Origin of the sequence: Gracilibacillus caseinilyticus, assembly GCF_022919115.1 — a bacterium.
Lineage (GTDB): Bacteria > Bacillota > Bacilli > Bacillales > Amphibacillaceae > Gracilibacillus > Gracilibacillus caseinilyticus.
The window spans coordinates 1,852,166-1,865,502 of the sequence record NZ_CP095072.1; the positions used below are offsets into that span (position 1 = coordinate 1,852,166).

At 41.4% G+C, this 13,337-nt stretch carries 9 protein-coding genes and 2 pseudogenes; 9 read left to right on the forward strand and 2 right to left on the reverse strand.

What is annotated here, in order from left to right:
* Window positions 1–637: 637 nt before the first annotated feature.
* Window positions 638–2,257 carry an ABC-F family ATP-binding cassette domain-containing protein gene (locus tag MUN88_RS08795; protein ID WP_244723412.1) on the reverse strand — a complete coding sequence of 540 codons (1,620 nt, stop codon included), beginning with the start codon at window positions 2,255–2,257 and terminating at the stop codon, window positions 638–640.
* Between the two features lie 105 nt (window positions 2,258–2,362).
* On the opposite strand from MUN88_RS08795, the gene MUN88_RS08800 reads away from it, so the two are divergent.
* The 3 genes from MUN88_RS08800 to MUN88_RS08810 all read left to right on the forward strand — a co-directional run bounded on the left by MUN88_RS08800 (window position 2,363) and on the right by MUN88_RS08810 (window position 6,973).
* Complete coding sequence (locus MUN88_RS08800) at window positions 2,363–3,247, forward strand: AraC family transcriptional regulator (RefSeq protein WP_244723414.1); 885 nt, start codon at window positions 2,363–2,365, stop codon at window positions 3,245–3,247.
* 182 nt (window positions 3,248–3,429) lie between these two features.
* Window positions 3,430–4,728: an alpha-glucosidase/alpha-galactosidase gene (locus MUN88_RS08805; protein WP_244723416.1), complete on the forward strand. Its 1,299-nt coding sequence runs from the start codon at window positions 3,430–3,432 to the stop codon at window positions 4,726–4,728.
* A gap of 19 nt (window positions 4,729–4,747) precedes the next feature.
* Entirely contained in the window at window positions 4,748–6,973 is a 2,226-nt protein-coding gene (locus MUN88_RS08810) for an alpha-galactosidase (protein WP_244723419.1), read from the forward strand.
* A 40-nt stretch (window positions 6,974–7,013) separates the two neighbouring features.
* Here MUN88_RS08810 and MUN88_RS08815 read toward each other — a convergent pair whose 3' ends face one another.
* On the reverse strand, window positions 7,014–7,658 hold the full coding sequence (locus MUN88_RS08815; RefSeq protein ID WP_244723422.1) for a YczE/YyaS/YitT family protein: 645 nt from the start codon (window positions 7,656–7,658) through the stop codon (window positions 7,014–7,016).
* Window positions 7,659–7,856: 198 nt separating this feature from the next.
* Between MUN88_RS08815 and MUN88_RS08820 the strand changes: the two genes are divergently transcribed.
* From MUN88_RS08820 to MUN88_RS08845, 6 genes and pseudogenes are all read left to right on the forward strand, one after another.
* Window positions 7,857–8,420: a sulfurtransferase TusA family protein gene (locus MUN88_RS08820; protein ID WP_244723425.1), complete on the forward strand. Its 564-nt coding sequence runs from the start codon at window positions 7,857–7,859 to the stop codon at window positions 8,418–8,420.
* Window positions 8,421–8,492: 72 nt separating this feature from the next.
* Complete coding sequence (locus MUN88_RS08825) at window positions 8,493–9,620, forward strand: MBL fold metallo-hydrolase (protein ID WP_244723428.1); 1,128 nt, start codon at window positions 8,493–8,495, stop codon at window positions 9,618–9,620.
* Window positions 9,621–9,637: 17 nt separating this feature from the next.
* Window positions 9,638–9,872 (forward strand): annotated as a pseudogene (locus MUN88_RS08830) (sulfurtransferase TusA family protein).
* Window positions 9,873–9,926: 54 nt separating this feature from the next.
* Window positions 9,927–10,704, forward strand: a pseudogene (locus tag MUN88_RS08835) (sulfite exporter TauE/SafE family protein).
* A gap of 102 nt (window positions 10,705–10,806) precedes the next feature.
* Window positions 10,807–11,325: a redoxin domain-containing protein gene (locus tag MUN88_RS08840; protein ID WP_244723430.1), complete on the forward strand. Its 519-nt coding sequence runs from the start codon at window positions 10,807–10,809 to the stop codon at window positions 11,323–11,325.
* Between the two features lie 180 nt (window positions 11,326–11,505).
* The gene (locus MUN88_RS08845) at window positions 11,506–12,789 is read left to right on the forward strand and encodes an IS110 family RNA-guided transposase (RefSeq protein WP_244723433.1); all 1,284 of its coding nucleotides are present in this window, start codon (window positions 11,506–11,508) and stop codon (window positions 12,787–12,789) included.
* Window positions 12,790–13,337 lie beyond the last annotated feature (548 nt).

The following is a 13,337-nucleotide window of genomic DNA, read 5'->3' on the forward strand; positions in this document are numbered from 1 at the left end:
AATAGAGTTTGTGTTGGGATACCGCTTCGTCCAACCACTCCGCGTCCTGCGGGGCACGGCTGGAGCTAACTTTGTGAAGAAGAACGCTTCACAAAGTGGATCTCCATCACCTGCACAATCCCGCGGGAGTCTCCGTGGTTGGCCTGCGCTAGGATAGAGACTCAACAACTTTTGTACGAGCTAGTATATTGATCGCCTCCATATATAACAGCTATTGAATGAATTGCATAATGTCTAGCACCACTGCTTTTAGTTGTTCCATACGTTGTAGAACTTCCCTAAAGTGTAGGAAATAGGCGGAGACTCCCATGGGATCAGCGCGAGCTGAAGATCCACTTAGGAAAGAAAAGGATTTTCTTTCCTAAGTTAGCTGAAGCCGTGCCCCATAGGACGCGGAGCCTATTTCCGGAGCTATGCTTAGTATATTAAAAATGTCAAAATGACCTATTCGAAATAAAGAGTTCTCCTAATTATTTGGTTCCTACTTTGTCGCTATCTGAATTAAAGTTACTGCGCAGTTTATCCATACAGCACATTAGAAAAGCCAAACGTAACAAGAATGTTAGTTGGAAACATTTTGTGTTACGTTTGGCTATTGATTAACTAAAATACTTTTTATCTCAAGCTGCTCTCTATTTTACACGTACAATGCCTGAATTTCTTTCTGAAGCTTCTGATCTGCTACATACTCATCATAGCTGATCTCTTTATCCACAATGCCTTTAGGCGTAATCTCAATCAGTCGATTAGCAATACTGTTAATAAACTGATGGTCATGAGAGGTGAAAAGGATCGAGCCTTTAAATTTAATCAGACCATTGTTTAATGACGTAATCGATTCAAGATCAAGGTGGTTGGTTGGCTCATCTAATACGAGCACGTTGGCATTGCTTAACATCATTTTAGACAGCATACAACGAACCTTTTCTCCTCCGGATAGGACATTCGCTTTCTTCAATGCCTGCTCACCAGAGAATAACATACGACCTAAGAAACCGCGTAAGAACGTTTCAGTCTGATCCTCAGGAGAGTATTGGCGAAGCCACTCTACTAATGTCATATTATTGCCCTCAAAGTATTCGGAGTTATCTTTAGGGAAATAGGACTGAGAAGTGGTTACACCCCAAGAGAAAGTCCCTTCATCAGGCTCCATTTCTCCCATTAAAATATCTAATAAAGTAGTCTTGGCGATTTCATTCGGACCAACGAATGCTACTTTATCATACGGCTTTAAGGTAAAGCTGACATTATCAAGTACTTTGACACCATCAATTGTTTTTGAAATACCTTCCACACGTAACAAGTCATTTCCGATATCGCGGCCAGGTGTGAACGCAACATATGGATAACGACGAGAAGAAGGCTTGATATCATCTAACGTAATGTTATCGAGCATTTTCTTACGAGAAGTTGCCTGTTTGGATTTCGATGCATTCGCACTAAAGCGGGCGATGAAGTTTTGTAATTCCTTCATTTTTTCTTCTTTCTTCTTGTTCTGTTCTTTCGCCATTTGTAAGGCTAACTGGCTGGATTCATACCAGAAATCATAGTTCCCTACATACATTTCAATCTTTCCGTAATCGACATCCGCGATGTGTGTACATACTTTGTTTAAGAAGTGACGGTCGTGAGAGACAACGATAACGGTATTTTCAAAATTGATTAAGAATTCTTCTAACCATTGGATTGCCTGAATATCCAGGTGGTTGGTCGGCTCATCCAGTAATAGGATATCCGGGTTGCCGAATAATGCCTGCGCGAGCAATACTTTTACTTTTTCCGAACCAGATAATTCTGCCATTGTCTTATAATGCAGATCCTCGCTAATGCCAAGTCCTTTTAATAAAATGGCAGCATCTGATTCTGCTTCCCAACCATTCATTTCAGCGAATTCGCCTTCTAACTCAGCGGCGCGCATACCGTCTTCTTCCGTGAATTCACCTTTGGCATAAATAGCGTCTTTTTCTTGCATGACTTCATATAAACGTGTGTGGCCCATGATGACAGTTTTCAATACTTCATATTCTTCATAAGCAAAGTGGTCCTGCTTTAATACGGCCAGACGTTCATCTTTTCCAAGAGAAACATGACCAGATTGTGGTTCAAGTTCTCCCGATAATATTTTCAAAAAAGTAGACTTACCGGCACCATTTGCACCGATTAAGCCGTAGCAATTTCCAGCTGTAAATTTAATATTGACGTCTTCAAATAACTTCTTATCACCGAAACGTAAACTAACATTGGTTGCTTGTAGCATAACTTCACAATTCCTCCATTATCTCATATATAAAGCAAGCTTAAGTGATTTATGGAAGGAAGTCAATCAAGGAGTGATATAATTTGTTTAGAAGGAGGGATTCGGATGCAATCTTATGTGAAGCATCATACATATGGTTTTCGTTTCAAAGGGGAACATCAACAGCGCGTAGCAGGGTTACATGCGATCGGAAAAGAAAAGCAAACAGAAGAAAGTTACAGCTGGGATGGCTTGCAACGAGCGGAGCATGGCCGCATTGTCTTCCAATATACGTTGGATGGTCGAGGAGCAATACGAATCGGGGAGACCATCCACCGGTTGGAAAAAGGGGATGCTTTCTTTGTGAAGATCCCTAGTAATCATTGTTACTATTTACCAGAAGGTTCTTCGCACTGGGCGTTTGTTTTTATTACGTTATATGGGGATGAGGTGAATAGACAATATCAGCGGATCACAGAAGCAGCGGGTCACATTAGTCACTTGCCACTGCACTCACGACCCATCAAGCATATTTTCCGCTTGCTCGATATAATTGAGACAACTGGGATTCAGCATGGTTATGATGCCTCGGCGTATGCTTATTCTTTTTTAATGGAATATTTGCAATATGTTGAATATGAAGAGCGCCAGGAAGCAGACCTGCCTGTTGCAGTAGCGAAGGCAGTGACCTTTATTGAAAAAAACTATGCCGCTGATATTGGTTTGGACGATATTGTCGCCATTTCCGGATTATCTAAATACCATTTCACGCGTTTGTTTTCCAAGTATTTTAAACAAACACCGATTCAATTTTTGACGAAGGTACGAATAAAAAGAGCACTTGAATTATTGCAGCATACCGAAAATTCGATTGAGGAGATTGCTTTCTCCGTTGGTTACGCCAGCAGTAATTATTTTACCAAGGTATTTAAGCAGTTACTTCACGAAACGCCGAGTGCATATCGCCAAAGCAAATCTGTTATGCCGGTGGATCGGCTTTTCATCGATTGACAGAGCAATATATTACTCATTTTCTCGATATTTACGATTGTAAACCGTTGTAATCCTTTTTATGATAGAAGCAGTAGGAAGCAATTTTTTGCACATTAGGAAAGTGTGGAATTTTAGCAATCATGAAGCTCGACGTAGTGAAATTGCTGAGTTTTCCTAACGAATCATAAGGAGGGAATCACTTGTCTAAAATTACATTTTTGGGTGCTGGGAGTACGGTTTTTGCGAAGAATGTATTAGGAGATTGTATGACAGTGGAGGCGCTTAAGGATTTTGAATTTGCCTTATTTGATATTGATCAGGAACGATTACATGATTCTGAAATGATGTTGAATAATATGAAGAGCAGTATAGGGGCAACAGTCGAATTGAAGGCCTATCACGATCGAAAAGAAGCATTGCGAGGTGCGAAATATGTGATCAATGCGATTCAAGTTGGTGGCTATGATCCATGTACGATTACGGACTTTGAGATTCCGAAAAAATATGGACTCCGTCAGACGATTGCGGATACATTGGGTATCGGCGGTATTTTCCGTAATTTGAGAACGATTCCAGTCATGCAGGAATTCGCTCACGATATCAAGGAAGTTTGTCCAGATGCTTGGTTTTTGAATTATACGAATCCCATGGCAGTGCTGACGAATGTGATGCTCGAGGAAGGGATCAAAACAGTAGGATTGTGTCATAGTGTCCAGGTGTGTGCGGATCATCTGCTCGATTCGCTGGAAATGCCAAAGAACAATATTCAATGGAAGATCGCAGGCATTAATCATATGGCATGGTTGCTGGAGATTACCCGAAATGGAGAAGATTTATATCCCGAAATTAAAAAACGAGCGAAGCAAAAGCAACAAGAAAAACATGACGATATGGTTCGCTTCGAGTTAATGGATAAATTCGGCTATTATGTGACAGAATCATCGGAGCATAATGCGGAATACCATCCTTATTTTATCAAAAGTAATTATCCCGAATTAATTGATCGTTTTCAAATACCACTTGATGAGTATCCTCGTCGTTGTGTGAAGCAGATTGAAGATTGGAAGAAAATGCGTAATGAACTGGTGAATGATCAGCACTTAACGCACGAACGGACCCATGAATATGGCTCTTACATTATCGAGGCAATGGAAACAAATCAGCCGTTCAAAATAGGAGGTAATGTTCGAAATACGGGGGGATTAATTCGTAACCTGCCTGAAAAAGCTGTTGTCGAAGTGCCTTGTCTAGTCGACGCAAGCGGTGTCACACCAACGAATGTCGGAGAGTTACCGGAACAGCTGGCAGCCTTGAACCGGACCAATATCAATACACAATTGTTAACGATCGAAGCGGCTCGATCTCGAAGTAAACAAAAAATCTACCAGGCAGCAATGCTGGATCCGCATACAGTGGCAGAATTATCAATCGATGACATTGTCGCGCTGTGTGACGATCTTATCGAGGCACATGGCGAATGGTTACCGGAATATCACTAAAAAGTAAGGGAGTATCAACATGGCAATCATTATTAATCAACAAACAAAAGAATTCCATCTGCAAACGAAGAACTCCAGTTATATTTTCAATGTATTGGAGAATGAGCAGTTAGGACATTTATATTATGGCAAAAAAATCCGTCATAAAGATTCCTTTGAACACCTGCTAGTCAAAATGAATCGAGGAAATACGTCTTATCTCAAGGAAGGCGATATGTCCTTTTCACTGGAACAAACGAAACAGGAATATCCGTCATATGGAACAACGGATTACAGAGAGCCTGCTTTCCAAGTATTGCAGGAAAACGGCAGCCGCATTACCAACTTCCAATACCTTAGTCATCGTCTCTTAACTGGTAAACCAAAGCTGACTGGCTTACCCGCAACATATGCAGAAAAAGGCGATAATGTCGAGACGGTAGAAATAACATTGTATGATGAGGTCATCGATGCTGAGCTGGTACTGCTGTATTCTGTATTTGAAGAACAGGATGCGATTGTGAGAAGTGCAAGATTCACGAACCAAGGCCATAGTGGTTTACAATTAACACGAGCAATGAGCGCCAGCGTCGACCTGTTTGATTCTGATTACGAGATGCTCCAGCTGTCCGGTGCTTGGATTCGGGAGAGACATTTGAAAACACGTGCACTCCAATCTGGTATACAAAGTATTTCAAGCACGAGAGGAGCCAGCAGCAGCCATCAAAATCCGTTTCTTGCACTAAAACGACCCGCGACAACAGAGTTTCATGGAGACGCGTATGGATTTAGCCTGGTGTATAGCGGTAACTTCCTAGCTCAGGTGGAAGTGGATTATTTGGATGTTTCGAGAGTCAGTTTAGGTATTCATCCATTTGATTTTAACTGGCTGTTGGAAAACGGCGAAAGCTTCCAAACGCCAGAAGTGGTGATGGTTTACTCGGATCAAGGATTGAATGGCATGAGCCAGCAGTTCCATGATTTATATCAAAATCGCCTGGTCAGAGGAAAGTGGCGCAATCAAACACGCCCTGTTTTGACGAACAATTGGGAAGGAACCTACTTTGATTTTAATGAAGAGAAAATCGTAGAAATGGCAAAGCAGTCGAAGGAATTGGGTGTAGAGTTGTTTGTGCTCGATGATGGCTGGTTTGGTAAACGTGACGATGATTCGACTTCATTAGGTGACTGGTTTGTCGATGAGCGCAAATTGCCTAATGGAATCAAAGGGCTAGCGGAAAAAATTGTTGCGCTTGATATGGATTTCGGTTTATGGTTTGAACCGGAAATGATCTCAAAAGTCAGCCATTTGTATGAGCAGCATCCAGATTGGCTTATTCAGGTGCCAGATCGCAATCTTTCCCACGCCAGAAATCAATATATACTTGATTTTTCTAGAAAAGAAGTGGTGGATGCCTTATATGAGATGATGGCTGATATCTTAAGTGATTCGCCAATTTCTTATGTGAAGTGGGATATGAACAGATACATGACAGAAATCGGATCCGTGGCATTGCCTGCAGAACGTCAACAAGAAGTACCACACCGTTATATCCTTGGTGTCTATGATTTATATGAGCGGTTAACGAGTGCGTTTCCGGACATTTTATTTGAATCCTGTGCAAGTGGCGGCGGACGTTTCGATCCGGGAATGTTATATTATGCACCACAAGCCTGGACGAGTGACGATTCCGATGCAGTCGAACGCTTGAAAATTCAATACGGTACGTCACTTGTTTATCCGATCAGTACGATGGGGGCGCACGTATCAGCGGTTCCGAATCATCAGGTAGGTCGGAGTACCAGCTTGCGAACTCGCGCTGAGGTAGCCTACTTTGGGGCGTTTGGATATGAATTGGACGTTACCCAAATGCCGGAAGAGGAAAAAGCCGAGATGAAAGAACAAATCAGCTTTTACAAACAACATCGTGCATTATTCCAAATTGGCACATTTTACCGGATCCACAGCCCATTTGAGCTGGACGGCAACCGCACGAGCTGGATGATGGTAGCAAACGATAAATCGAAAGCAATCGTGGCAGATTATCATGTGCTGTGCCGCCCTAATCCTGGATTTGTCCGCTTACAGTTGATAGGATTAGATCCAGAGGCCGATTATCAAATCGTAGGTTATGAGGGAGTTTTTCATGGGGATGAGCTGATGGAAGTTGGACTGCAGCTTGACCACGAACAATTCCGCGAATACGAAGCCTTTGAAGCAGTAGGCGATTTCTATTCTCGCATCTTTATTTTGAATAAAATATAAAGGGAAGGACCGTCTTCCGAGACGGTCCTTTTTGTGCTTCCTAATTTTTCACTGGTACCATCGCACCTTGCTGCTTGAGCATTGGTTCGGCGATGTGGCGGCGGAAGTATTGGACGAGTGGTCCGGTGAAAAAGGCAAAGATAACGGTTGCGATGCCGACGATGGCACCAAAGGAAAAGCCAATGGCAACACAAAGGACATCTGTCGTAATACGCGCAATCGGGAATGGTATTTTTTGTTTCGATACATTTTCGATGACAAAAGCCATTGCATCATAGGGAGCAACGCCTAATTCTGGTGTAATGTATAACGCCACACCGAAGCAGGCTATAACGAAGGCCATCGCCATCAAAATCAACCGTATTCCCAAATGAGATAAGTCATCGGTAATAAAAGAAATACATAAGACAAAGAAATCCGAAATAAAACCGATTCCCACCATATTAACAATTGTCCCGATACCGAGTGATTTTCGATAAAAAGGGATGACAATGGCTAATAAAATAATATTGAAAAATAACTGATACATCCCGAAGGACAAATCGAACAGACTGCTTAACCCGAGATTAATCGTTGTAAAAGGATCTGTTCCTAACGCACTTACTCTCAAAATCGCAACAGCTAAACCAATTAAGATGTTTCCAAACAACACCATGAAAAATGAACGCCACGTAAAAGTTTTCATGTTATGTCCCCTTATATTCTCTCTAGTATATGTGATCGTTTCCATTCACTATTATATCGAAAACAATAGTAGATAGATAGAGATAATAAATGAAAATTTTGAGAAACTACTAAACTTGACAGAATGAAAGAAAAGCAGTAAATTTATACCCGTATGGGTAAAATACCCAGTTAGGTATAAAAAGGGACGTAGAGGAAGATGATACACGCAGAGAAGGTAGTGGACGCGCAAGGATTAGCTTGTCCAATGCCAATTGTCAAAACAAAACAGGCGATAACAGATATGCAGGCTGGTCAAGTAATCGAAGTACAGGCAACAGATAAAGGATCGAAAGCTGATTTGGCAGCCTGGTCAAAAAGTGCTGGTCATCAATATCTTGGAACGATAGAAGAAGGGGAAGTACTCAAGCATTATCTTCGAAAATCATCCAATGATGATAGCTTGGAAAGAAAGCATCCACATACCATCGGCAATCAAACATTGAAAAATAAAATAGCTGAAGATGCACAGCTGTTGGTTCTGGATGTTAGGGAAAAAGCAGAATACGCTTTTGACCATATACCAGGAGCGGTATCTATTCCGTTAGGTGAAATCGACAGCCGAATGACCGAGGTAGATCCAAACAAAAACGTGTATATCGTATGCCGCACAGGTAGCAGAAGTAATTTAGCCGCTCAAAAACTAGCAGCGAACGGATACAAACAAGTGTATAATGTCGTTCCGGGAATGAGTGAATGGGACGGACAAACAGATTCGAATTAAGTACGTGCAGATGGAAACAGACCATTCATCTGCTTTTATTAGATATTCATAAATACAGTAGGGGGTAAAAAGATGGCAGTAACCGCTATGAAGTCTGCGGAGTTAGTGAAACGTATAGTTAACAAAGATTCTTTATTTATTTTAGATGTTAGAAATAAACAAGCATTTGAAGACTGGAAAATAGAAGGAGAGCATTTGGAGTATTTAAATGTGCCATATTTTGACCTTTTGGAAGGTGTCGAATCGATTATCGATAAATTGCCAACAGATAAAGAAATGGTAGTTGTCTGTGCCAAACAACCATCATCGGTAATGGTGGCGGAGATGTTGGCAGATAAAGGGATGGATGTATATTACCTGGAAGGTGGTATGAAAGCCTGGAGTGAGCATTTAGAGCCGGTAAAAATCGGTGACATAGGAGAAAATGGCGAGATTTATCAGTTTGTAAGGATTGGAAAAGGATGTCTTTCGTACATGGTAACTTCAGCTGGTGAAGCGGCCATTATCGATGCGACGAGAATGACCGATGTATTCCTGGATTTTGCTGAAGAGAAAGGTGTCCGAATTACCGATGTCATGGACACGCATCTTCACGCCGATCATATTTCAGGAGGACGCAAACTGGCGGAGACATCTGGCGCGAAGTACTGGCTGCCACCAAGGGATGCAGCGGAAGTAACGTTTGACTATCACGCCTTACAAGATGGAGACACGATCACCATCGGAAATGTTGCGATCGATATTCAACCATTGTACACACCAGGACACACAGCAGGATCGACCTCGTTTATTATTGAGGATCGCTATTTGCTAACCGGTGATATATTGTTTATCGACTCAATTGGCCGACCTGACTTGGCTGGTAAAGCAGACGATTGGGTAGATGATCTGAGAGAGACACTTTATTCACGATATCAGGCATTGCCAGAAGAGCTGATCGTGTTACCTGCCCATTTTATGACAAACGCCGAATTAAATGACGACGGAACGGTTGCAGCAAAATTAGGATCACTTTTTTTCAACAATCATGGGCTTCAAGTCGCTGATGAAGAGAAGTTTCGCAAAATGGTGACAGAAAATCTGCCACCTCAACCAAATGCCCATCAGCAAATCCGTGACATTAATATGGGAAAGGTGAATCCGGATCTGGAAGAACAACGAGAAATGGAAATAGGACCAAATCGCTGTGCAGTGCAGTAAATAGAGGAGGATAACGAATGGATAGCAAAAAAATAGTAGACGCAAAAGGATTAGCGTGTCCGATGCCAATCGACAAGACGAAAAAAGAAATAGAGATGGTCGAATCAGGTGATATTTTGGAATTGCAGGCTACCGATAAAGGTGCCAAAAGTGATTTAACCGCATGGACCAAATCAGGCGGTCATGAGTTATGAGTTATTGGACAGTAAAGAAGAAAATGGTGTATTTACATTCTGGATAAAAAAAGGATAAGTAAGAAGTGGGAACCTCTAACGGTTCCCCTTCTGCTTTATCGGAGGTTGTAGGATGGATGTGGTGTTTTTTATCACCATTTTTCTAATAGGTTTTGTTGGTTCGTTTGTGTCAGGGATGATCGGCATTGGTGGTTCGGTTATCAACTATCCCATGCTGTTATATATGCCCGACATAAGTAGGGATTACGGCTTTTAGTGCACATGAGGTGTCAGGCTTTACTGCCGTGCAAGTATTTTTTGCGACGATTGGTGGCGTCTGGGCATATCGCAAAGGAGGATATGTAAATAAAAAATTGATTCTTTATATGGGAATCAGTATTTTAATCGGAAGCTTTATCGGTAGCTCTGGATCACGATTGTTATCAGAAACAGGAATTAACGTCACATACGGCATTTTAGCGTTAATGGCTGCGGTGATGATGTTTATACCAAAGAAAGGAACCGATGATATACCGCTGGAGCAAGTTACTTTCTCAAAAGCTTGGGCAACTGCCTTAGCGCTGGTGGTTGGAGTAGGAGCAGGTATTGTCGGGGCAGTGGGAGCGTTTTTGTTAGTTCTCATTATGTTAGTAGTCTTGAAGATTCCAACAAGAATGACGATTGCTTCTTCTTTAGCGATCACGTTTATTTCATCAATTGGGACTGCGATTGGCAAAATGACTATGGGACAAATTGATTACTATCCGGCCATGATTATGGTTGTTGCTAGATTGATAGCTTCGCCTCTTGGGGCGATAACTGGTAAGAAAATCAATACAGGTATACTGCAGGTGATCCTGGCAATATTAATCGTAGGAGTAGCATGTAAAATATGGCTGGATATCTTTTAACCCTTAAAGAAGAAGATCTGACATTATTTCGGCTGATGTCACATAATAGTAGTATATAGTATTCCTTATAATAGATAGCCTGCATAGTGGGGGTAACATATAATGAAAAAAATACTACTAATCGTTATTTTGCTAGCAATGGCTGGATGGGCAGTGTTTAATTTTGTGCAACAGGACTCAAGTGCAGAGGAGAAGGATGTAGGATTACAAACTGGCAACATTGCACCGGACTTCGAACTGCAGACATTAGCTGGAGAATCAGTACGATTATCTGATTTTCGTGGGGAGCCTGTTCTATTGAATTTTTGGGCAACGTGGTGTGGACCGTGCCGCTCGGAGATGCCTGATATGCAGCAATTTCACGAAGATACAGGAGCAGCTATATTAGCGATCAACTTAACTGATACTGAAACGAATGGACGGAATGTCCCCGATTTTCAAAAGGAATATGGTTTAACGTTTCCGATTTTGCTGGATAAAGACGGGAAGGTTAGTGAACGGTATGAAATTAGACCGATTCCTACAACCTATATGATCGACTCCAATGGCATAATTCAGTTTTTTGTATTTGGTCCACTAAACTATGAACAGATGAAATTGGAATTTAATAAATTGGAATAAAAGCAAAAAGGTTCTGATCAACGGACAATGATGATCAAACCCTTTTTTAACACGTTATAGGAAAGCATTCCTGTAATAAAGCAAAATGAGGATTGAATAAAAAAAGCCCCCTTGGTATGATACGAGGTGTCCAGAGCTGATCAGCAAAAAGGACCCTTAAATAAACCAAGGAGGACTATCATGCATTATAAACAAAATGAAAAGATATTACAACTGTCTGAACAAACTTTGATTATTGGAGTGGATATAGCCAAAGAAAGGCATGTTGCTCGCGCTCAAGATTACCGAGGCATACAATTTGGAAAAGTGCTGTATTTTGACAATAGTTTGGAAGGCTTCCAACGATTTGAGTGTTGGAGAAAAGAGTTAGCGGGGCAGCACAATAAAAGTGATTGGATCATCGGTATGGAGCCTACCGGCCACTATTGGCTGCCATTCACCTATTGGTTAATGGAAAAGCAATATAAAGTTGTAGTTGTTAATCCAGCACATGTGAAGAAGTCAAAAGAGCTGGATGATAATTCACCAACGAAGAATGATGTAAAAGACGCTCGAGTGATTTCGCGCTTGATTCAAGATGGACGCTACGCTGATCCGCACTTACCAGAAGCCATTTATGCAGATCTTCGGGAAGGGATGAATATGTATGAGCAGTTAATGAAAGATCTTCAAGCTGTTCAAGGGCGTGTTCATCAATGGTTGGATCGGTATTATCCAGAATATACGAAAGTCTTTGCGAATTGGGAAGGAAAAGCATCGATTCAACTATTGAAGCTGGGATTATTCCCGGAAGAGGTAGCCAAAATGGATGAAGAACGCCTTCTACTAGAAATGCGCAAAGAAGTGAAACGAGGAATTGGATTAAAAAAGATCCGCCATCTAAAAGAAGTATCAAGTGAATCTGTGGGGATCAAAGAAGGAAGAAGGATGGCGAGGGTGAAAATCCACACCTTGATGGATCAATATGCCCTCCTCCATCAAAAGATAAATGAAGTGTTGGACATGGTAAAAGAATTAATTAGACCGATTCCTGGTGTGAAAGAAATGACAGATATAAACGGAATAGGCGAAATAACGGTTGCCTCATTCCTCGCAGAAACCGGGGAACTAAACAAGTATACCCATCCCGAACAGATCATTAAGTTAGCAGGGTTAAACTTAAAGTTAGCTACGTCAGGTAAATATAAAGGCCAAACCGTGATTACGAAGAGGGGACGTCCTAAATTACGAGCCCTATTATTTAAAGTCGTGTTGCCTTTAGTTCATCATAATCCTGCATTTAAAGCATTACATGGTTATTTTACGACCAGAAAAGAGAATTCGTTGAAGAAAAAGCAATCCTTGATAGCCCTATGTTGTAAATTGATTCGCGTATTATTTACAGTTGGAACAAAACAAGTGCCATTTAGTCCCGAGAAGATGTTGCATGATATTCCGCATTTTCGATTACAACATGTAGCCTAAAGACATAAGGATGTCACCTGTACAAAGTGAAGCTTGATTAGACGTTTATTTGGAATAGAATCATCCCTAATAATAGAAGCACGGAGCAGCTGGAAAGTTTTATACAAACGGGCAATGACCCTGCAGGAAAGCATCGCCGGCCCCACTTCATGGATAGACCGAACGAAGGAATGTATGCGCAAAGACGCGGTGAGATGTGGGAGGGTTTGTCGCCATGAGTATTGTGGGAATTAAAGGTGCGATCATATCAATAATTCCTATTTTTTCTCAAAAAGAGGAGAATGGTTTATTAAGTGCACCCTTCTACACAAAAAACGTTCTCTATATCCATAAAAAGGTAATAGATTCTTGATAAATAAACTGAAATTCTAAGCTAAACAGAGAAAACAAGAGATTTCGTTAGAATAAAGAGGGAGTATAAAATTCTAGCAATAATGAAGCTCGACGCAGTGAAGCTTTCTAACATGAACAGCCATGTCCACTCGGGCGCCCAGAAACTAGGCGACTTCCTGCATCGCCCTATGATAAAGAAGACTTGCCGATTGGTG